We start from the raw sequence: 21536 nt of genomic DNA on the forward strand, positions 1-21536 counted from the left end.
CGCGCCTGAGCGGAAGGAGCCGCCGGTGACCCCCGACTCCCGTCCCCACCTGGTCATCGTGGGCAGCGGTATGCAGGCCCACCGCGAGTACTCCTTCGCCAGCCTCGTCGACCACTGCCGGGTCTCGGCTGTCCTCGCCGCGGAACCGACGTGGCAGCGACGGCACCTGGCCGCTCACGCCGTGGCCGACCTGACCGACCCCCGGGCCGTCGGCGCAGCGGTCGCCACCCTGGCCCGCAGCCTTCCCGGCGGCCCGACACCGAGCGGCACCGGCCTGCTGACCTGGGACGAGACCCTGATCGGTGTCACCGCCCAGGTGGCAGGGGAGCTCGGGCTGCCCCATCTGTCCGTGGCGGCCGCGGCGCGCTGCAGGGACAAGTACCTGGGGCGGACGGCACTCGCCGAGGCGGGACTGCCCGCGCCGGCCCACCGCCTGGTGACCTCGGCCGAGGAGGCGGAGCGGGCTGCCGGGGCGATCGGCTTCCCCGTCGTCGTCAAGCCCCGCTCCCTCGCGTTCGGCATAGGGGTCACGCGCGCCGACGACGTGGGCGCGGTCCGGGCCGCCTTCCGGCGCACCAGGGGGACGGAGCTGGCGAACGTCGCGGCCCAGGAGAGCTGGCTGGTCGAGGAGTTCCTCGACGGCCCCGAGATCAGCGTGGACAGCGTGGTCGTGGGCGGACGCGTGGAGTGCGTCCTGCTGGCCCGCAAACAGCTGGCCTACGCGCCGTACTTCGAGGAGGTGGGCCACGTCGTCGCGGCCTTCCCGCGCGAACCGTGGGCCGAGCGGGTCAGGGACTACGTGACGCGGGCCCACCACGCCCTGGGCATCGACGACGCGGTCACCCACGCGGAGGTCAGGCTGACGGCCCAGGGCCCGCGGCTGGTCGAACTGAACGGGCGGCTGAGCGGCGGCTTCATCCCCTGGGCCGGCCGCCTGGCCACCGGCGTCGACCTGGTGCGGGCCGCGGCCGACGTGGCGCTCGGCCGGCTCCCGGACCTCGTCCCGACCAGGCACGCGACGGCGGCGATCCGCCACGTGTACCCACCCGGCGACGCGGTGCTGAACGCGGTGGACCTCACCGAGGCCGCCCGGGTGCCCGGCATCGAGGGCGCGGTCGCCCTCGCCGCACCGGGCACGCGGCTGCTGCTGCCTCCGCGCGGCGTCATTCCCCGTATCGCCTCGCTCCTCGCGGTGGGCGTGGACGCGGCGGAGTGCAGCCAGGCGCTGGACAAGGCGGAGCAGGTCATGGCGACGGACCTCACCGCGCTCACCGCGGTGCCGGCCTGAGCCCTAGGGGTCCTTGCAATATGCCCGGCGCTCATATTGCGAGGACCCCTTAGGCACGTCCGGAAGCGGCGTCCCGGACGTGCCCGGACGCCGGGCCGCTCAGCCGCCCGGCGGGGGCTCCTCGCCGAAGACCCAGGGGGCCAGCACGACCTGCCAGCCGTCCGGGTCCTCGAAGAGGAGGGCGCCGCGCTCCGTCCAGTAGGGGTTGGCCGCGGGCACCGGGCCGTGCCCGTGTTCGACGAGCCGCCGGGCGGCGCGGGCGACGGCCTCGGGGCCGCGCAGGTAGAGCACCAGCTGGTTCTCCGGGTGCGGCTCGGGGATGCGGGGCGGGTCGCCGTGCTGCAGGAGCTCCATGTGCACCGGCGTGCCCGGCAGACCGAGGACGACGCCGTCATAGCCGTGGTGTCCGCGCCACTGCGCGAGCACCGGCAGGCCGAGGACGTCGCGGTAGAAGACCAGGACGTCGTCGTACTTCGCGGTCGGCCGCGCGAAGCGGACCGCTCCCACCTCAAGGTGGCTGGGCCAGGAGTGAGACATGGGGCCATGCTGACACGCGTCCTGACGCCCCGTAACCGGCTCAGGACCTACGACCACGGACCCGCGCCTGCAGCCGAGGTCCGCGACGGGCACCATTCAGCCTCGCCCGCCGCACCGAACCGGTGCCGCTCACCACCGGACTCGGCCCCGTCGGAAGCCCGGCCGTCATGCCGGCCGGCGTCCTGCAGGCCGTCAACTTCAACGGGGCGAAGCCCCCGGCGATGACGGACACCCTCGTCCTCAACACCCACAACGCCGGCCTCACGCACCTCGACGCCGTGTCCCACATGCCTGTCGAAGAGCAGGTCCACCCCGGCGTTCCGGTGCACGGGGCCGTGACACCGACCGGCGTGCAACACGGCTCCGCCGACGCGTTCAGCGAGGGGATCGTCACCCGCGGCGTCCTGCTGGACCTGGCACCCGGGGGCGGCAGCCTCCCCGCCGACGGGCGCATCGCCGGCACCGACCTCGACTCCGCCCTGGAGCGGGCAGGCACGACCCTGTCCGCAGGGGACGCTGTCGTGGTGCGCGGCGGTTGGGACATCAACCAGCCGCTCGACCAGCCGGTACCCGGTCTGGACCTCAGTGCCGTGCAGTGGCTGAAGGAGCACGACGTGAGCGTCTACGTCGGCGACATCAGCGACGCCCGCCCAGCACGGTTCCCGATGCCCATGCACCAGGTCGCCCTCGCACGGCTCGGTCTCCCCCTCGTCGACATCGCCGACCTCGGAGCACTCGCCCGGCACTGCGAGGCGTCGAGCCGCTGGAGCTTCCTGCTGGTCCTGGCACCGCCGCGCATCACCGGCACCACCGGGCTCGTCGTCAACCCGATCGCCGTCTTCTGATCGCGGTCTTCTGGTCAGTCGCCTTCTGATCGGCGGGCGGCGCACGAGGAAGTGGTGGTCCGGCGCAGTCAGCGGGGTCTCAGGTCGACGGTGACGGAGAAGGGTGCGGCGGTCTCGACTGTGCCGGTGAACATCTCGCCGTCCCCGTACGCCTTGGTGGCGGGGTCGAGGACGTGGGTGTACACGATCGGAAGCCCGGTGGCGACCTGCCCGACCCGCCAGTAGAAGGGGATGCCCGCCTTGGCGTACTGAACCACCTTCACGATCCGGTCCGTGGTCTCCGAGCCGGGCGACACGACTTCGGCGACCAGGAGTACGTGCTCGGGACGGGTGGGCGTGAGGTCGATGGTCTCCGCCCGGTAGACGATGACGTCAGGGCGGCGGTTGGTGAGGGGGACGTCCTGCAGGCGGACGTCGAAGTCCGTGTCCGCGTTCCAGTCGGGGCCCGCGGCGGCGTCCAGGGCGTTGGCCAGGATGCGGGCCAGCCGGTTGTGGCGCAGGGGGGCGCTCGGGGTCACGACGACCATCCCGTCCACGATCTCGATGTCGGCGCACTGCTCCTCGGACCAGGAGTCGTACTGCTCCGCGCTGATCTGCGCATGCATCCATGCGGGCGCCACCATCTCGGCGGTCGTGGTGTACCTCCTTGGAGAGGCCTCGGCAGGTCCGGCGCTGCTGCGTCAAGCCTACTGTTCTGAGGTGCCGGGTCGCCCGACACCGGCGGAGGAGGAGTCGCCCACCACGTGAAGGCTCACTAGTGCAGGTCGGCCATGTGAGGCGGGCTCGTCAGGGTTTCGCCGGCCGCGCCGGGCGCTGTGAGAGCCTGGAGCGCATGAACCGGTTGGCCGGCGCGACCTCGCCCTACCTGCTCCAGCACGCAGACAACCCCGTCCACTGGTGGCCCTGGTCGCCGGAGGCGTTCGAGGAGGCGCGGCGGCGGGATGTGCCGATCCTGCTCTCCGTCGGCTACTCCGCCTGCCACTGGTGCCAATGACCGCTCCGTAGTCATCCGGTAACAGATCGAACGTTCTGCGCCGCCGGGTCTCCTCGAACGCCTCGGGCCTCAAGGCCGTCAGTCGACCGGCTTCTCAGCCTGTGAAGCATATAAGGCGAGGTCAAGCTAGCCGGACGGTTCGTGCGAGACAGCTTCTCACGCTCTGCCGACCCCAGGCGTGGAGCCCGCGCACTCCCGGCCGCTTGGCCGATTTTCGCTCATGCGTCATCACGTGGTGGATGGAGGTCGCCCGAGACCGGGAAGCGGACCGAGTCCTTGTAGCAACCCGTCGGTCGTGCCCTGCCGTTGGGCATCCGAGGTGCGGCGTTGAGTTGCCATCGGCTGGGTCGCCCGCAGCACCGCCCAACTCTCCGCCTGCCTCCAGCGGCCTTCGCCATCCTCCTTCTCCGCGCCGCCGCTGCCCCTGCGCGCCACCTCGCCCGGGCCGGCCGTCCGCCGGACCGGATGCTCTCCAGCCCTCGTGCTCTCCTCCCGGACGTCATTCAGTACCTGGCCCTGGCGCTTCTAGCATTGACCGGCGGACCAGCCCTGCGGGCTCGACTGAGCTGTCCCGCGTTAGCCTCGCGCTTTCATGAAGCGGGCTGTCCGACGGGTGGTCAGGAAAGCAGAAAGTGCCTCTGACCAGCAAGAATGAGGATTGTCGAGGTCCTTGTTCCTGCCACTGTCGGAGGCACTTCCCAGGTGAGTGAGCGTAGCGGGTCGTATCCGCGTGTCCGGGTCTCGGGTGGCGGTTCTGGGGTGGTCTCCCAGGCCGGCGGGGTGTTGTTGGTGGAGACGGTCCGCCGGTCCGGACTCGATACCGCGATATCCGAGGCGCTCGCGCCGTGGCGCAAGCCGCGGGCGGTGCACGACCCGGGCAAGATCCTGCTGGATGTCGCACTGGCCGTGGCCCTGGGCGGTGACTGCCTGGCCGACGTCGGCGTGCTGCGGGCCGAGCCCGGCGTGTTCGGGTCGGTCGCCTCCGATCCGACCGTCTCGCGGCTCATCGACACGCTGGCCACGGCCGGCCCCCGCACGCTCGCGGCGATCCGCAAGGCACGGGCCGATGTCCGCGAACGGATATGGCAGTTGGCCGGGCAGGCCGCGCCGGACGCGGACGGGCATGTGGTCGTGGACATCGACGGGGTGCTGGTCCTCGCGCACTCCGACAAGGAGGCAGCGGCAGCGACCTGGAAGAGGACCTACGGCCACCACCCGCTCATGGCGTTCGTCGACCACGGGGCGGCGGGGTCCGGGGAACCGGTGGCGGGCCTGCTGCGGCCGGGCAATGCGGGCAGCAACACCGCCGCCGACCACATCGAGGCCGCCCGGCTCGCGCTGGCCCAGCTGCCGAAGAAGTACCGCCGCGGACGGCACACCCTCATCCGCACGGACTCCGGCGGCGGCACCCGCCAGTTCGTGAACTGGCTCGCCACGCGCGGCCGATGGCTGTCCTACTCGCTCGGAATGACGATCACCGACCAGGTCCACCAGGCCGTTCTGCTGGTGCCCGCCTCGGCCTGGACACCGGCGGTCGAACCCGACGGCCGGGTCCGCGACGGTGCCTGGGTCGCCGAGCTCGCAGGCGACGTCCTCAAGGGATGGCCTGCGGGGATGCGGCTGATCGTGCGCAAGGAACGGCCTCACCCGGGAGCGCAGTTGCGCTTCACGGATGCCGACGGGATGCGGCTGACCTGCTTCGCCACCAACACCACCCATGCCCCGATCGCCCAGTTGGAGCTGCGGCACCGCCGGCGGGCCCGGGCCGAGGACCGCATCCGCGCTGCCAGGGCCACCGGCCTGCGCAATCTTCCTCTGCATGACGCCGCGCAGAACCAGGTCTGGCTGGAGATCGTCCAGCTCGCGCTCGACCTGCTGGCCTGGATGCCGATGCTCGCCCTGACCGGCGACGCACGCAGGTGGGAACCCAAGCGCATGCGGTTGCGGTTGTTCTCCGTCGTTGCCCAGCTCGTCACTACCGGCCGTCGCCGATACCTTCGCCTGGCCCGCCACTGGCCCTGGACCGACGAGATCACCACCGCGTTCGAACGACTGCAGGCCCTGCCGCACCCCGGCTGACCAGCGGCGACCCCACCCCGACGAGCAGCCGAACACCCCGGAGCCGTGGAACCCGGTGCCCACCCGGCGCGACAGCCGGGCAAACTGCATGCCCCGATCAGCCTCACCAACCCGAAACGGCCCGCCGGATAAACCGACGGACCGTCACGAAAGATCGAGGCTAGGCCACCCGCATCACCGAGAACCGAGTCAGGCCGCGACCTCTGTTGCACTTTGAAGGCACGATCCTTCCCGAGAGGACGCCATCTGATTTGTCACCCCATTGTGGCCATTGTGCGTTGGGCGCGCCGCCGCTTCGGCTCAAGCGCGCGTCACGGGAGAGGGGTCGCGTCGTGTCGGACAGCGCGGAGCGATCCACATCCGGCCTGCCGAACGCCGCTCCGACGGCCCATAGCCGGGTGATCGACCTGGGCTGCGGTGCTGCCGCCGGCCAGGACGGCCGGGGCTGGCTCGTCCTACTGGCCGATGGCTCAACGGCGGGGGTAACCCTATGCCCTCACGGGCCGTCAGGAGTTGACGGACCTGTCGGTGAACCCGTCCGCGTCGACGAGCAGCCTGGATCCCAGCCGTCGGTCCCGTCACGACTGCCCAGGACACAGGGGACTTGCGCCGTCGCGGAGCGGTCGGAAGGATCGTGGACCATGGGACACCTGGAAGCCTCGCATCTGGACTACTACTTGCCCGACGGGCGGACCCTGCTCAGTGACGTCTCGTTCCACGTGGGCGACGGGACGGTGGTCGCCCTGGTCGGCGCCAACGGAGCCGGGAAGACGACTCTGCTCAGAATGCTTTCCGGGGAGTTGCAGGCGCATGGCGGGACGGTCGCGTCCAGCGGCGGAGTAGGTATCATGCCGCAGTTCGTCGGCTCGGTGCGGGACGAACGCACCGTCCGCGACCTGCTGGTGTCGGTGGCCCAGCCGGCGATCAGGAAGGCAGCGGCCGCGGTCGACGAGGCCGAGCACCTGATCATGACGGTGGACGACGAGGCCGCGCAGATGAAGTACGCGCAGGCGCTCAGCGACTGGGCGGAGGTCCGGGGGTACGAGGCCGAGACCCTGTGGGACATGTGCACGATGGCCGCACTCGGCATGCCGTACGACCGCGCCCAGTTCCGCGACGTGCGGACGCTGTCGGGCGGCGAGCAGAAGCGACTGGTGCTGGAGGCGTTGCTGCGCGGTCCGGACCAGGTCCTGCTGCTGGACGAGCCGGACAACTACCTGGACGTTCCCGGCAAGAGCTGGCTGGAGAAGCAGCTGCGGGAGACGTCCAAGACGGTCCTCTTCATCTCCCACGACCGGGAGTTGCTGGCGCGCGCCGCGGAGAAGATCGTCGCGGTGGACCCGAGCCCGGCCGGTTCGACGGTGTGGATCCACGGCGGCGGCTTCGGGACCTTCCACGAAGCCCGGCAGGCGCGGTTCGAGCGGTTCGAGGAGCTGCGCCGGCGCTGGGACGACAAGCACGCCCAGCTCAAGAAGCTCGTGCAGGACATGCAGCAGTACGCCTCGCGCAGCGACGACATGGCCTCCCGCTACCAGGCGGCCAAGACCAGGCTGCGGAAGTTCGAGGAGATCGGTCCGCCCCCGGAGCCGCCCCGCCCGCAGGACATCCGGATGCGTCTGCACGGCGGGCGCACCGGTGTGCGGGCCGTGACCTGCGAGGACCTCGAACTGACCGGGCTGATGAAGCCGTTCTCGCTGGAGGTCTTCTACGGCGAGCGCGTCGCGGTCCTCGGCTCCAACGGCTCGGGCAAGTCCCACTTCCTGCGGCTGCTGGCGGGCGAGGACGTCGCCCACACCGGCGCCTGGAAGCTGGGCGCCCGGGTGGTCCCCGGCCACTTCGCCCAGACCCACGCCCATCCGGAGCTGTTGGGGCGCACCCTGCTCGACATCCTGTGGGCCGAGCACGCGAAGGACCGCGGCGGAGCGATGTCGGTGCTCCGGCGCTACGAGCTCGAACGCCAGGCGGAGCAGCGCTTCGAGAGGCTGTCGGGCGGACAGCAGGCCCGCTTCCAGATCCTGCTGCTGGAACTGGCGGGCACCACGGCCCTCCTGCTCGACGAGCCGACCGACAACCTGGACCTGGAGTCGGCGGAGGCCTTGCAGGAGGGCCTGGAGGCGTACGAGGGCACGGTCCTGGCGGTCACGCACGACCGCTGGTTCGCCCGGTCCTTCGACCGGTTCATGGTCTTCGGTTCGGACGGCGTCGTGCGGGAGACGCCCGAACCGGTGTGGGACGAGCGCAGGGTCGAACGGGCTCGCTGAGCGTGGTCCGGCGACGGTGCGCGGAAGGCCGTTCGGCGGTCCGTCGAGGAGACGGACCGCCGGACGGCGCTCGAGCGGGCGACCGCGTCAGGGGGTGTCCGGGGCTGCCTCGCGGAGCAGCTCCCGGTGCAGCCATGAGCCACGGAACGGCCCGTCGGCGTACGGGGATTCGGCGGTGACCGGGGTGACCGAGCCGTCCGCGTGCTCGATCGAGCCGGTGAAGCTCCACTCGGGGTGGACACCGTCGAACAGCCGGCGGGTGACATCCAGGTGCAGGACGTCCCCGGGGGTGACCGGAACGGGCTCCGAGAGGTGGAACGGCAGCAGGACGGGCATCCAGTTGGTCACCGTCTCCAGGCTGTCGAGCACCTCCTGGTCCGCGGCGCACTGGAGTTCCAGCCAGAGCACACCGCTGTCGATCGCACCGGGCCTGGTCACCTCCAGGCGCAGCCGGCGCGCGTGGTGTTGCCGGTCGGCCGCGAGATCGAGGTCCTCCAGCAGGTCGGAGGTGGTCATCAGGTCCGCAGCCGTCAGCCCGGTCAGGCACATCCGCAGGTCGAAGACGGACCCGACGCTGCGCAGCACCTCGCCCAGGTAGGGCACGACGTCAGGGTGCAGGGCCGGCTCCCCGCCCAGCAGCCGGCGGGCTCCGAGCGCGGCGACCCGGGTGCGGACCCGGTTCGGCACCACGACGGCGCCGGGCCGCAGGTGACGCTTCCAGGCGTCCGCGACGGCGTCGGCGATGCCCTCGGCGCCGCCGATCGCGCCGACGAGCTCGACCACGCACATGTCGCCGCGCTCCGGCAGCTCCACCTCGGTCGCGTCGCCGTGGACCACCGAGACGTGCGGGCCGAGCGCCGCCGCGCGCCGGGCCGCTTCGCGGGCGCTGTGTTCCAGCGCCTCGACGGCGAGGACCCGACGCGCACCGTGTTTGGCGGCGAGGGTGGACCAGAGCAGGTCGGGGCCGGTGCCGAGCTCGACGACCGTCCGGCCCTGCGCGTGCGCGGTGATGGCCTGCTCGAACAGGGTGTTGCGGGGTTCGTCCTGCAGCATGACGTAGTACAGGAACTCGTCGTAGACGGGGTACTCCCCGACCGAGGGCCAGAGCCGGCGGCCGCCGTGCGGCGGGGCCGCGTCGACCCGCACCTCGAGACGGGTGCTGGCCACCTCCACCGCGTGCCAGCCGGGGCCAGTAGGATCGTTCACGGCGTCACTCCTCGGACGTTGCGGTCGGGGACGGAACGGAGGGCGGTGCGGCCCTCTCCGGCGGTGGGAGGCCAGGGACTTCCCGCGCCACCAGCGCCTGCAGCTCGGACACCCGGCACTGCGGGTGCGCGGGCAGGAGGGCGGCCAGCCGGGCGACGCCCTCGGCGATCGCCCGGGCGAGCTGCGGGTCGACGGCGGCCGGGGTGTAGGTGAGCCGGCCGTGCAGGCCGCCGTCCCGGCCGTGCAGGTCGAGGGTGAGCGCGTAGGCGATCTCGGGTTCGTCGACCGGGAGGCCGACCGCCGAGGTGCCGTCGAGCTGCAGGGCGCTGTCGAAGGATCCGTCGATCAGCTGGAGCGTGGCCTGGACGAGCGGATGCGCCTCGGGCGTGCGGGCGGGGTTGACGCCGACGACGAGCTGTTCGAACGGCAGGTCCTGGTGGGCGAAGCCGCCGAGCACGTTCCGGCGGACCGCACGCAGCAGTTGCTCGCCGGTCGGATCGTCCCGCAGGTCCGCCCGGAGGGCGAGCAGGTTGACGAAGAAGCCGAGCGAGTCCTCGAATCCGGGTACGGTCCGGCCGACGACCGGGACACCGACCAGCAGGTCCCTGGTCCGAGCGGCTTGGGCCAGCACGGTCTCGAAGACGGCGAGCAGGGCCATGAACGGGGTCGCGCCGCAGGAGCGAGCGAAGGCGTCCAGCGGCTGCACGGTGGTGGCGGGGATGTCGAAGCCGATGGTCACGGCTGCGGGCCCGGCCCCGTCTCCGGGGCGGCCGGGGCCGAGGTCCAGCTCGGTCGGCGCCCCGGCGATGTGGTCCGCCCAGTAGGCGAGCAGGCGGTCGCGCTCGGAGCCGGTCAGGGTGTCCCGCTGCCAGAGCGCGAACTCGCCGTACTGCCGCGGGCGGGGTGCCGGGCCGGGCGCGCGGGCCCCGGCGGCGGTGAGCCGGGCGTAGGAGCGCGAGAGTTCCTCCAGCATCAGCCGGACCGACCAGCCGTCCGTGATGATGTGGTGCAGGGTGAAGACGAGGACGTGGTCCCGCTCGTCGAGGGCCAGCACGTCGACCCGGAACAGCGGCCCGTTCGCGAGGTCGAGCGGCTGCGCGGTGACCGCTGCGACGAAGGCGGCGACCTGATCGTCCCGGTCGGCGCCGGCGGCGGCCCGCTGGACGCGGACCTCTCCGCGCCAGCGGTCGTCGACCACCTGGACCGGCTCGCCGCCGATCGTCACGAACCTGGTCCTCAGCATTTCGTGACGGTCGGTCAGTTCGGTGACGGCCTCGGTGAGTGCGGTCAGGTCCAGCGGCCCGACGAGGTGGAAGACCTCGCGGTCGTGGTACGCGCTGGTCGCGCCGCGCAGCTCCTGGACGAACCACAGTCCTCGTTGGCCGTGGGACAGCGGGTAGCGGGCGACGATCACGAGCCGGCCTCCCCCGTCGCCGCCGCGAGGTTCGCCTCCGCGTCGGACCGCCGCGGGGCGGGCGGCTCGGTGGGCAGGTCGCGGACCCGGCCGATCGGGCCGGCCAACAGCACCAGGCCGGTGAGGACGAGCCCCACCATCATGATCCACATGGTCGGCCGGAGCCCGACCGCGCTACCGAGGAAGCCGCCGAGCACCGCGCCGACCGGCAGGGCGCCGAAGTTGACCACCATGGTGCTCGACACCACCCGGCCGAGCAGACGCGGCGGGCAGTACGTCTGCCGGAAGCTGTTGAGGATCACGTTGGCGGCCACCGTGCCGGCGATCGGCACCATGGTGCCGACCGCGAAGAGCGGGAGACCCCATCCCGCCCCGGACAGGGGGATCAGCAGGCCGAAGGGGGCCGCGCCCAACTGGATGACCAGCATCCCGCGGGCGGTGCCGAACCGCTTGACCACCGGCCCCACCACCAGCGATCCGAGGACGCCGCCGAGGCTCCCGGCCGCGACCAGGAGGCCGACCACCAGCGGACTGGCGCCGAGCGTGCGGACCAGGTAGACCACCTGGATCGCCTCGTAGCCCGCGAGGGTCACGTTGGCCAGCGCGCCGTAGGTGACGATCGGCCGCAGGTACCCGTCCCGGGTGACGAACCGCAGTCCCTCGGCGATCTGCTCCCGCAGGGTGCCCGGCTCCTGCTCCGCCTCGCGCTCGACCGGGGTGGCCCGGATCAGCGCCAGGCAGAGCGCGGACACCAGGAAGCTCGCGGCGTTGACCAGCAGTCCGGTCACCGCGCCGAACGCCCGGGAGATCAGGCCCGCCAGACCCGGGCCGGCGACCTGCGCCGCCGACTCGGAGCCCTGCAGCGTGGCGTTGCCCGCCATCAGCTCCTCCGGGGTGAGGACGCCGGGCAGGTACACGTGATAGGCGGTCGAGAAGAACACCGAGGTCGTGCCGGTCAGCATCCCGACGACCACCAGGTAGGGGAAGCTGAGCAGGTCCAGCCACCAGGCCACCGGAACGCTGGCGAACAGCACGGCCGCCACCAGGTCGCAGGCGATCATCAGCGGCCGCACCGGCAGCCGGTCCACCCAGGCGCCGACCGGCAGGCCGAGGACCAGCCACGGCACCCAGACCGAGGCGCCGAGCAGGCTCACGCCGAGGGTCCCGGTGTCGAGGTTCAGGACCGCGATCAGCGGCAGGGCGAGAGTGGCCAGGCTGTTCCCCAGACCGCTGGTGGTCTCGCCGATCCAGAGCAGGAGGAAGTTCCGGTGCCGGAACAGGCTCGGCTTCGCGAGCGCGGTTCCCGCGCCTTCCTGGCTCGCGTTCACATGTGCGCCTTTCAATGGGGCCGGGCGGCGGCTGCCGGCCGGCCGACGGGGTGGTGACGGAGGCCTCGGCCCCTGGGCCGGACGGCGACCGGTCAGGGGCTGTCCACGCTGCTGGGCCAGGCCGGGGGCTCGTCGCCGCGCGGCACGAGCGGGATGTCGCGGATGTCGTCGTGATCGAGCACCCAGAGCAGGAAGCGTTCCACACCCATCCCGAAACCGGCGGTCGGCATGGGGAGTTCGCCCTTCAACCGGACGTACCAGGCGTAGTCGCCCTCGGCCACGTCGTGCTCCGCGATCGCCTTGCGCAGGGTCTCGCCGTCGGTGTGCCGCTCGCCGAGGCCGACCACCTCGCCGATGCCGAACAGCAGGTCGGCGTTGGTCGCCGTCAGGCCGTCGGGGTCGCCGAAGCCCTGGTAGAACGGCACGGCCAGGTGGTCGAAGTGGGTGACCCAGACGAACTCGCCCACGCGCCGCATGAGTTCCAGCTCACCGCGGTGGGTGAGGGTGCGCCAGCTGCCCTCGTCGCGGATGCATCCGTCCTCCCCGGCCAGGAGGTCGACCGCCTCGGCGAAGGTCACGCGGGGGAACGGACCGGGGTGCCCGGCCATCCGCTCCAGGTGCGACACGTCGCCGACCGCCTCGGCCAGGCGCTCGCCGTACTGGTCGAGCAGGGACTGGGCCAGCGCCTTCACGTAGCCCTCGACATAGGCCATCACGTCGGCCAGGTCGCCCGGTATCTCGGCCTCGCTGTGCGTGAACTGGCTCAGGTGCCGCGCGTCCGGCTCCTCGCCGCGGAAGGACGGAAGCACGGTGTAGACGCCCTGCGGCGACACCCGGCAGCCGTACTCCAGCAGGAACTGCATCGAATCGGCCAGGTAGGTGTCGACACCGCTGACCGTCACCGGCACCGGTTCGGAGTCGCTGCCCAGGCCGCTCGGGCAGGTGATGGTCCGGGTGGTCACCGGGAGGTGGAGGTTGCGCAGGCCCTTGCCCCGGGCGTACTCGACGGTCGTGGCGAGCACGGCGTCCTGGAGGTCCGCGACGAGCGCGTACCAGGGCGAGCGCGCCTTCGCCAGGAAGGCATCCTGGTCGTTCCCGGACACGGCCGGCGGGCGCAGACGGTCCTGCACCCGGAGAGAGTTCGTCACCACAGCTGTTCCTTTCGACTTAGGCACGACTCCCCGGGGCGGCGGTGTTCGCGCCGCCCCGGAAGAGGCCCTTGGGGTCGTACGTGCTCCGGACGACGGCGAGGCGGCGGTACCGCTCCTCACCGTAGGTCGCCCGCAGAGCGTCCCCGGGTTCGTCCTGGAGGTAGTTCGAGTAGGCGCCGCCGAAACGGTCGCCGGCGGTGCGGGCCAGGCTCGCCCTGGCCCACGCGATGTTGGGTTCGTCATGGGCCCGGTCCGTCCAGTGCGCGGAGAACGTGCAGATGTACGGGGCGTCGCGGCCCGGGAAGGCCGAGTCCGCCGGGCCGCGGGAGATCGCCCCGCGCAGGTACTCGAAGTCGATCGAGCCGAGCGGCGAGGGCTGGTCGGCGGCCGAGGCGAGCAGGCCGGGGACGGTGTCGGGCGAGAGGTCCGTCAGGTAGGCGGACTTGGTGTAGTAGCGGTGGCCGTGCGGCTCGCTGGTGTCCGCCAGCGCCTGCAGTTCGGCGAACCCGATGAGGCGGTCGGTGCTGAGCGCCGCGGGGACCCGGTCGAAGAGGCCCGCGACGGCGGCCGGACCGTCCTCCGGGGCGCCGGTGAACAGCGCGTTCAACGCGAGCACCGGCTCACCGCGCAGGGCCGCGGGGACGGTCTCGGCCCGGCCGGCGATCTTGAGGGAACCGACCACGTGCAGGTCGTCGGGCTGCCCGGGGGCGAACTCCCGGTAGGCCCGGAGTGCCGCCTCCGCGCGGTCCAACCCGCACAGCGCGCTGCGGTAGAACATCGGTGCGACCGGGCGCAGTCGGAGCGTGAACCGGGTGACGACGCCGAAGCCGCCGCCTCCACCGCGCAGGGCCCAGAAGAGTTCCGGGTGCTGCTCCGGGGAGCACTCGACGATCTCACCGTCCGCCAGGACGACCTGGAGGGCGAGGATGTGGTCACAGGTCGGCCCCCACTTGCGGGCCAGCCATCCGTACCCGCCGCCGAGCGCGAGCCCGCCCAGGCCGGTGTGCGAGACCACCCCCGCGGGGCAGGCGAGACCGTACGGCGCGGTGGCCAGGTCGACGTCGCGCAGCAGGCAGCCGCCGTCGGCCTCGGCGGTCCCGGCCTCGGCGTCGACCGTGACCCGGCGCATCGGGGACAGGTCGATCATGAGCGTGCCGTCGGCGACGGCGGCGCCCGCGACGTTGTGGCCGCCGCCGCGCACCGTCGCCCCGAGGCCCAGATCCGCGGCGTGGCGCACCATCACGCTGACGTCCTCCGCGGTGCGACAGCGCGCGATGAGCGCCGGCCGCCGGTCGTGCATGCCGTTCCAGACCCGGCGGGCCTCGTGGTAGCCCTCGTCGTCGGGGGTCAGGAGGAGGCCGGTGAATCCGGCTGGTACCCGAGTCATGCGTGTGCTTCCCCATTCGCTTCGTGCTGATCTGTTCGCGCCGCGGCCTCCGCCGCGGTGAGGGCCCGGCTGAGCCCGGCCACGGTCGGGGCGCGGAAGAGTTCACGGACGCCGAGTTCGACGCCCAGGACGGTGCGCAGCCGGCTGACCAGCCGCATCGCCAGCATCGAGTGCCCGCCCAACGCGAAGAAGTCGTCCCGCACACCCACCTCGGGCAGCCCCAACACCTCTGCGAACAACTCGCACAGCACCTGCTCCTGCACACTGCCCGGCGCGCCACCACCCGCCGACGCACCGTAATCCGGCACCGGCAGCGCACCACGGTCCAACTTCCCGTTCACCGTCAACGGCAGCGCATCCACCACCACCACCGCCGCCGGCACCATGTACCCCGGCAACACCCCCCGAACGCCCTCACGCACCGCCGACACGTCCACCACCGACCCCACCGCCGGCACCACGTACCCCACCAACCGCCGGTCCCCCGGCCGGTCCTCCCGCACCACCACCACCGCACGACCCACCGAAGCATCCCGCTCCAGCACCGCCGCCACCTCATCAGGCTCCACCCGGATCCCCCGGACCTTCACCTGATGATCGACCCGCCCCACGAACTCCAACTCACCCCGGACGTTCCACCGCACCAGATCACCCGTCCGGTACATCCGCCCACCCGAACCGAACGGATCCGCCACGAACCGCTCCGCCGTCAGATCCGCCCGACCCGCATAACCCCGCGCCACACCCGCACCCGCCACGTACAACTCACCCACCACACCCGGCGACACCAACCGCAACCGCCCGTCCAACACGTACAACCGCACGTTCTCCAGCGGGGCGCCGATGGAGACGGCACCGGCACCGATCGGGGTGTGCCGGTCGAGGAAGGCGATCGAGACGTCGTCGGAGCACTCGGCGGGCCCGTAGACGTTGGCCAGCAGCGCGTCCGGGAAGCGGGCGAACCACCGGGCCGCCAGGTCGGGAGGCAGGGCCTCGCCGTGCACCAGCATCCACCGCACCGACCGGAAGAGCTCGGCCAGCCGGCAGTCGGCGTCCCAGATGTCCAGGAGTTCCAGCAGCACGCCGGGGACGATCTGGAGGACGGTGATGCCGTGTTCGGCCACGCACCGCAGCAGGGCCATCGGGTCCCGGGCAGTGTCCTGGTCGATGACGTGGGTCCGACCGCCGACGTGCAGCATGGTGAGGGTCTGCCAGATCGACACGTCGGCCGTCAGCGGGGAGTTGAAGCCCATCACGTCGTCCGGGGTGAGGTCGTACAGCCGGGTCACCTCGACCAGGTGGTTGGCCAGACCGCGCCGCGGGACCAGGACGCCCTTGGGACGGCCGGTCGATCCCGAGGTGAAGACCATGTAGGCGGCCAGGTCGGGCTCACCGGGCAGGGGGTCCGGCCGCCAGTCGGCCGGAGCCTTCTCCGGGTCCACCTCGATCACCGTCGCCCGGACCCCTTCCGAGGCGGCGACCGCGGCGGCGGTGGCGCGCTGGTCCGGCGCGGCCAGCAGGAACCGGCTGTTCGCGCCGCGGAGCAGCTCCGCCATCCGGGCCGGTGGCATCTCGGGGTCGATCGGCAGGTAGGCGGCACCGGCACTGAGGACGGCGGCGGCCATCGTCACGTACCAGGCGCTGCGGTGGGCGAGCACCCCGACGATGTCCTCCGGACCCACACCGCACCGGGCGAGTCCACCGGCCGCGCCCCGGACGTCGCGGGACAGCTGCTCGTACGTCACCGCGCGGTCGCCCGAGACGGCTACCGCCCCGGGGCGTTCGCGGGCGGCCCGCTCGATCGTGCCCAGGACGTCCAGCGCCGGGACGGCGGTCTCGGCACCGTTCCACTCGGTGAGCAGGAGCTTGCGCTCCGCCTCGGAGAGCAGGTCGAGGCCGGAGAGCCGGCGGTGCGGATCGTCGGCGACCGTTTCGAGCAGCCGGAGCAGACGGCCGGTCAACGCCTCGGCGGTGCCGTGGTCGAAGAGGTCGGTCGCGTACTCCACGGTGACGGCCAGGGTGGGCGCGTCGGTGCCGGGGCCCTCCCGGCCGGCGCCGCGCACCTCCTCGAAGTCCACCGAGAGGTCGAACTTGGCGACACCGCCGAACAGCGAACGCAGTTCGGTGGCCAGGCCGGCGCCGTGGTCCGGACCGGGGGTGCCGTGGTCGAGCGCGACCATGACCTGGAAGAGCGGGTGACGGGCCAGCGACCGCTCGGGGTTCAGCAGTTCCACCAGGCGCTCGAACGGAACGTCCTGGTGGGCGAACGCGTCGAGGGTCATGTCCCGGGCCCGGCCGAGGAGTTCGGCGAAGGTCGGGTCGCCCGAGGCGTCGTTGCGCAGCACCAGGGTGTTGGCGAAGAAGCCGATCAGGCCGTCGAGCGCACTGTCGTCCCGGCCCGCCACGGGTGTCCCGATGGGGATGTCCTCGCCGGCGCCGGAGACGGCGAGCAGCGCCGCCACGGCCGTCTGGAGGAGCATGAACAGGGTGCAGTCGTGCGCCCGGGCCAGTCCGACCAGCCGCTCGCGCAGCCCGGCGTCGAGTTCGGCCGACACCACCGAGCCCCGGTAGCTCGCCATCGCCGGCCGGGTCCGGTTCGCGGGCAGGTTCAGTTCCTGCGGCGATCCGTCCAGCTGACGCCGCCAGTAGGCGAGTTGGCGCGCCAGCAGGCTGGCCGGGTCGTGCTCGTCGCCGAGCTCCGCACGCTGCCAGATGCTGTAGTCGAGGTACTGCATCGGCAGCGGCTCCCACTGCGGCGCCCGGCCGGCCGCCCGGGCACGGTAGGCGGTGAAGAGGTCCGCCAGCAGCGGCTCGCGGGACGCGCCGTCGCCGGCGATGTGGTGGAGGACCAGCAGCAGCACGTGGTCCGGCCGGGCCGCGTCTTCGGACGTCGGCTCGACCGTCACCAGCCAGGCGTGGAGCGGGGGTTCGACGGCGATGTCCAGCGGCTGCGCGGCCGCCTCGGCCAGCACCGCGTCGAGGTCGTCGGCCGCGCAAGACAGCGGGCGCAGCACCGGACGGGCCGCCTCCTGGTCCAGGACCTGCTGGTGGGGCACGCCCTCGTGGTCCGGGTAGACCGTGCGGAGCACCTGGTGGCGTCCGGTCAGGTCGCCGAGGGCCGCGGCGAGCGCGGCGGCGTCCGCCCCGCCGGGGAAGCGCAGCGCGAGCGGGATGTTGTAGGTGTCGGCCGGGCCTTCCAACTTGGCCAGGAACCAGAGGCGTTGCTGTGCGTACGAGAGCGGTCCCGAGGTACGGCCGGTGGCTTTCAGGGGCGCTCGGACGCCGCTGTCGGTGCTGCCCCGGAGCGCGGTGACCAGCGGGTCGAGGGCCTCGACGGTGGGGGCGCGGAAGAGTTCACGGACGCCGAGTTCGACGCCCAGGACGGTGCGCAGCCGGCTGACCAGCCGCATCGCCAGCATCGAGTGCCCGCCCAACGCGAAGAAGTCGTCCCGCACACCCACCTCGGGCAGCCCCAACACCTCTGCGAACAACTCGCACAGCACCTGCTCCTGCACACTGCCCGGCGCGCCACCACCCGCCGACGCACCGTAATCCGGCACCGGCAGCGCACCACGGTCCAACTTCCCGTTCACCGTCAACGGCAGCGCATCCACCACCACCACCGCCGCCGGCACCATGTACCCCGGCAACACCCCCCGAACGCCCTCACGCACCGCCGACACGTCCACCACCGACCCCACCGCCGGCACCACGTACCCCACCAACCGCCGGTCCCCCGGCCGGTCCTCCCGCACCACCACCACCGCACGACCCACCGAAGCATCCCGCTCCAGCACCGCCGCCACCTCATCAGGCTCCACCCGGATCCCCCGGACCTTCACCTGATGATCGACCCGCCCCACGAACTCCAACTCACCCCGGACGTTCCACCGCACCAGATCACCCGTCCGGTACATCCGCCCACCCGAACCGAACGGATCCGCCACGAACCGCTCCGCCGTCAGATCCGCCCGACCCGCATAACCCCGCGCCACACCCGCACCCGCCACGTACAACTCACCCACCACACCCGGCGACACCAACCGCAACCGCCCGTCCAACACGTACAACCGCATGCCGGGCATCGGCCGGCCGATCGGCACCGGCCCGGGGTCGGTGTCAGCCCCGGTCACGGTCCGGCGGACGGAGAAGATGGTGCACTCCAGCGGGGAGTAGCAGTTCAGGAACCGCGTGCCGGGGTACGCGCGCATCGCCCGTGCCAGGTACGCCGGAGACACCGGTTCGCCTCCGGTCATCAGCAGGCGGACCCCGTCGAACGCGGCCGAGTACTCGTCGAGCATGTGGTTGAGGAGGCTGGCGGAGAGGTACAGCGCCGTGACGCCGTGCCGCGCGGTCAGCCGCGCGATCCGGGCCGGCTCCGGGGTCTGGCCGGCCTGCAGCACGCAGGTGCCGCCGAAGAGCAGCGGACCGAACAGCTCGACCGCGAAGACGTCCCAGGAGACGGACGAGCACTGCAGGACGGTCTCGCCCGGGCCGAAGGCCAGCGGGTCCGGCCCGTGGAAGAAGCTCACCAGTGCCCGGTGCGGGGTGGCGACGCCCTTGGGCGTGCCCGTCGAGCCGGAGGTGAACATGACGCAGGCCAGCTCGTCCGGGTGCACCTCGACGGCCGCCACCGGGGCGTCGGCGTCCGCGGCGTCCTCCTCGGGCGCGGTCAGATCGAGGACGGGCGCAGCGGCCCAGTCGAGGCGGCCAGCGGAGACGACCAGCCCGGCGCCGGCCTGGGCGGTCAGCGTCGTCAGTCGCTCGGCCGGGAGGTCTGGATCCAGCATGAGGTAGGCGGCACCGAGCTTCAGGACCGCGAGCAGGGCCGCCACCATGCGCGGCTCCCGCTCCAGGTGGAGTCCGACGACCGCGCCGCGGCGGACGCCGGCCCGGGCCAGCCGGGCGGCCAGCCGGTCCGACCAGGCGTCCAGGGCCGCGTAGTCGACGCGCTCCTCGCCGAAGAGGAGCGCGGCCGCCTCGGGGGTCCGTCGCGCCTGAGCCGTGAACAGCTCGTGCACACCGCGGGTGGGATACTCGGTGTCCGTCGCGTTGACCGCGAGCAGCGCCGCGCGCGCCGACCCGTCTACGGTGTCCATCTGCCCGACCGGCCGGTCGAGGCCGCCGACCGGCTCGGACCCGATCGCGCCGTCCGAGCCGCCGCCCGCGACCGGTGCGGCGGCGGACGCCAGGACGGCCGTCAACTGGTCGAGCAGCAGCCGGGGTTCGGTCCCGGACGCGCTGACCCGCAGCGACAGGTCCGGACCGACGGCCAGGGTGACCGGGGCGTCCCGGTCCGGTGTCTCGGCGCTGGCCACCACCCACGTCCCGAGCAGCGGCTCGGCGCTCCGAGCCCCGTCGGCGGCAGGCCGGGCGGCCACCCGGGCCACCAGGCTGCCGAAGGTCTCCGCCGGATCGAGCCGCAGACCCACCGCGAGCGCCGTGCCGTCCTCGGCCCAGACCTGCAGCGCCACCTCGTCGCTGTGCAGCAGCGTGCCCAGCACCACCGCCCATGCGGCTTCGACCACGTTCCGCTCGGCGGCACCGACGGCGACGGCCGCACCCCGCACCCAGGACCGGACGGCAGCCGGCAGCGTGGCGGTCTCGGAGGGAACGGGCCGCTCCTGCGGCTGTGCGGTCTCCAGCGGCGGTACGGCATCCCGGGACTGGCTCACGATGGCCCTTTCGGCTCCGGTGCGGGGAGGGGAGGTGATGATCCGGCGGGGGTGGGCGGGGCGCGTCAGCCCCATTCGATGGCGCGACCGGCGAGGTCCAGCGCGGCGGTGTGGGCGGCGCCCAGCGCGGGCCAGTCCTCCGCCCGGTACCAGACACAGGCGACGTGCGCCCACCAGCCGGTCCGGTAGTCCACCCGGTCGCCCGGCCGGGTGTGCACGTCGACCGCCACGACCCCGTCCACCGCCCGCAGTTCGCGGGCCGGCACCCGGGAGTCCAGCCGGGTCGCCTCGACCGGCGGCACCAGCATCGCCACCCCGGCCACCGCGGTCGGCAGCGGGGCCTCGACGGACAGCCCGCAGACCGCCCGCAGCACCAGCTCCACCGCGTTGGTGCCGGTGCTCAGTTCGGTCAGCCGACCGACGTCGCCGCCGAGCCGCCCGTTGATCTCCACCACCCGGGGTCCGTCCGGCGTCAGCTTCAGCTCCGTGTGCGTCGCCCCGGTGGTCACCCCCACCCCGGCCAGCGCGCGGGTCGCGACGTCGAACACCTCGGCCAGCAGCGGCTCGGGCAGCTGGGACGGGAACACCATGCCGGTCTCCCGGAACGGCTCGGCCAGCCGGAACCGGCCCGAGACGCCGAGGTGCCGCGGGCGGCCGCCGGAGAACACGGTCTCCACGGACACCACGTCCGCCAGCAGCTCGGAGCGCGGGTGCCGACCGGTCTCCAGCCGGGCCTCCACCACGGCCGGAAAGAGCTCGGCCGGCAGGTCGTACAGCGAGTCCGCGTCCTGCGGGCGGACGGCGTACGTGTGCCGGCTGCCGGCGCCCGTGCGCGGCTTGACCACGCATTCGACGCCCAGCTGACGCACCAGCTCCACGGCCTCTGCCGCGTCCTCGGCCGCGCCGAACCCGATGCCGAGCCCCGCCCGCGCCAGGGCCGCCCGCTGCGCCGCCTTGTCGGTCAGCGTGTGCGCGACCTCCGGGGAGTGGTACGGCAGGCTGAGCAGGGCGGCGATCTCCGCGGTCAGCCGGATCTTGTCCTCGGCGAACGTCGTGATCGCGCTCAGCGGCGCCCGGCCGTGCAGCTCCAGCAGCCCGGCCGGGTCGTCCGTGCCGTACCCGACGCACTCGACCTCGTCCTCGAGCATGGCCCGCAGCCCGGACAGCGAGACGTCCCCGCTGTCGGCGGCGTCGAACACCAGTACCGGTTCGGCGATGTCCGCGCCGTACCGGAGGACCTCCCGGACCGAAGCCGATCCCGAACCGACCACCACGGCCAGCCGCGGCTTCGCACCGCCCTCAGTCCCCGCCATTCGTCACCCTCTCCCGGAACGCGCAGGTGTCCGCGCCCGCCATCCGCGTCGTGTGTGT

Annotated in this window: 13 protein-coding genes and 1 pseudogene; 5 read left to right on the plus strand and 9 right to left on the minus strand. The window is 72.7% G+C overall.

Going from position 1 to position 21536, the window contains the following annotated elements; all coding sequences use genetic code 11:
- Positions 1-25 precede the first annotated feature (25 nt).
- Entirely contained in the window at positions 26-1288 is a 1263-nt protein-coding gene (locus ACFV3R_RS20410; protein WP_385584655.1) for an ATP-grasp domain-containing protein, read from the plus strand.
- A gap of 99 nt (positions 1289-1387) precedes the next feature.
- Here ACFV3R_RS20410 and ACFV3R_RS20415 read toward each other — a convergent pair whose 3' ends face one another.
- Positions 1388-1825 carry a VOC family protein gene (locus ACFV3R_RS20415; protein ID WP_385584658.1) on the minus strand — a complete coding sequence of 146 codons (438 nt, stop codon included), beginning with the start codon at positions 1823-1825 and terminating at the stop codon, positions 1388-1390.
- Between the two features lie 167 nt (positions 1826-1992).
- Here ACFV3R_RS20415 and ACFV3R_RS20420 point away from each other — a divergent pair, with 167 nt between their 5' ends.
- The gene (locus tag ACFV3R_RS20420) at positions 1993-2670 is read left to right on the plus strand and encodes a cyclase family protein (protein ID WP_385584661.1); all 678 of its coding nucleotides are present in this window, start codon (positions 1993-1995) and stop codon (positions 2668-2670) included.
- Positions 2671-2738: 68 nt separating this feature from the next.
- Here the strand turns inward: ACFV3R_RS20420 and ACFV3R_RS20425 are convergent, their stop codons facing one another.
- Positions 2739-3293, minus strand: a complete 555-nt coding sequence (locus ACFV3R_RS20425) for a Uma2 family endonuclease (RefSeq protein ID WP_385584664.1) — start codon at positions 3291-3293, stop codon at positions 2739-2741.
- Positions 3294-3502: 209 nt separating this feature from the next.
- Here ACFV3R_RS20425 and ACFV3R_RS20430 point away from each other — a divergent pair.
- The 3 genes and pseudogenes from ACFV3R_RS20430 to ACFV3R_RS20440 form a co-directional block, all read left to right on the plus strand.
- Positions 3503-3658 (plus strand): annotated as a pseudogene (locus ACFV3R_RS20430) (DUF255 domain-containing protein); the annotation flags it as partial.
- A 708-nt stretch (positions 3659-4366) separates the two neighbouring features.
- Positions 4367-5743, plus strand: coding sequence for an IS1380 family transposase (locus ACFV3R_RS20435; RefSeq protein WP_385584668.1), 1377 nt, complete (start codon positions 4367-4369; stop codon positions 5741-5743).
- A gap of 641 nt (positions 5744-6384) precedes the next feature.
- The gene (locus ACFV3R_RS20440; RefSeq protein WP_385584671.1) at positions 6385-8004 is read left to right on the plus strand and encodes an ABC-F family ATP-binding cassette domain-containing protein; all 1620 of its coding nucleotides are present in this window, start codon (positions 6385-6387) and stop codon (positions 8002-8004) included.
- 87 nt (positions 8005-8091) lie between these two features.
- Here ACFV3R_RS20440 and ACFV3R_RS20445 read toward each other — a convergent pair whose 3' ends face one another.
- From ACFV3R_RS20445 to ACFV3R_RS20475, 7 genes are all read right to left on the minus strand, one after another.
- The gene (locus tag ACFV3R_RS20445) at positions 8092-9210 is read right to left on the minus strand and encodes a methyltransferase domain-containing protein (protein WP_385584674.1); all 1119 of its coding nucleotides are present in this window, start codon (positions 9208-9210) and stop codon (positions 8092-8094) included.
- Positions 9211-9214: 4 nt separating this feature from the next.
- Positions 9215-10624, minus strand: coding sequence for a condensation domain-containing protein (locus ACFV3R_RS20450; RefSeq protein WP_385584677.1), 1410 nt, complete (start codon positions 10622-10624; stop codon positions 9215-9217).
- The gene (locus ACFV3R_RS20455; RefSeq protein WP_385584680.1) at positions 10621-11952 is read right to left on the minus strand and encodes an MFS transporter; all 1332 of its coding nucleotides are present in this window, start codon (positions 11950-11952) and stop codon (positions 10621-10623) included. Before ACFV3R_RS20455 ends, ACFV3R_RS20450 begins: the two co-directional genes overlap by 4 nt.
- Positions 11953-12044: 92 nt before the next feature.
- Positions 12045-13100 (minus strand): asparagine synthetase A, encoded by a 1056-nt coding sequence (locus ACFV3R_RS20460; protein ID WP_385584684.1) that lies wholly within the window; start codon positions 13098-13100, stop codon positions 12045-12047.
- 19 nt (positions 13101-13119) lie between these two features.
- A complete protein-coding gene (locus tag ACFV3R_RS20465) occupies positions 13120-14490 on the minus strand; it encodes an FAD-binding oxidoreductase (protein WP_385584687.1) in 1371 nt (456 codons plus the stop codon).
- Positions 14487-20165, minus strand: a complete 5679-nt coding sequence (locus tag ACFV3R_RS20470; protein WP_385584690.1) for an amino acid adenylation domain-containing protein — start codon at positions 20163-20165, stop codon at positions 14487-14489. Before ACFV3R_RS20470 ends, ACFV3R_RS20465 begins: the two co-directional genes overlap by 4 nt.
- 65 nt (positions 20166-20230) lie before the next feature.
- Positions 20231-21478, minus strand: coding sequence for an acetyl-CoA carboxylase biotin carboxylase subunit family protein (locus ACFV3R_RS20475; protein WP_385584693.1), 1248 nt, complete (start codon positions 21476-21478; stop codon positions 20231-20233).
- Positions 21479-21536 lie beyond the last annotated feature (58 nt).

Source organism: Streptomyces sp. NPDC059740, from assembly GCF_042733155.1.
In the GTDB taxonomy this organism is placed as follows: Bacteria; Actinomycetota; Actinomycetes; order Streptomycetales; family Streptomycetaceae; genus Streptomyces.

Bases quoted from the DNA above. Each gene is read 5' to 3' on its own strand.
- ACFV3R_RS20475 (WP_385584693.1), bottom strand. From the start codon at position 21,478: ATGGCGGGGACTGAGGGCGGTGCGAAGCCGCGGCTGGCCGTGGTGGTC.
- ACFV3R_RS20415 (WP_385584658.1), bottom strand. From the start codon at position 1,825: ATGTCTCACTCCTGGCCCAGCCACCTTGAGGTGGGAGCGGTCCGCTTC.
- ACFV3R_RS20465 (WP_385584687.1), bottom strand. From the start codon at position 14,490: ATGACTCGGGTACCAGCCGGATTCACCGGCCTCCTCCTGACCCCCGAC.
- ACFV3R_RS20425 (WP_385584664.1), bottom strand. From the start codon at position 3,293: ATGGTGGCGCCCGCATGGATGCATGCGCAGATCAGCGCGGAGCAGTAC.
- ACFV3R_RS20440 (WP_385584671.1), top strand. From the start codon at position 6,385: ATGGGACACCTGGAAGCCTCGCATCTGGACTACTACTTGCCCGACGGG.
- ACFV3R_RS20420 (WP_385584661.1), top strand. From the start codon at position 1,993: ATGCCGGCCGGCGTCCTGCAGGCCGTCAACTTCAACGGGGCGAAGCCC.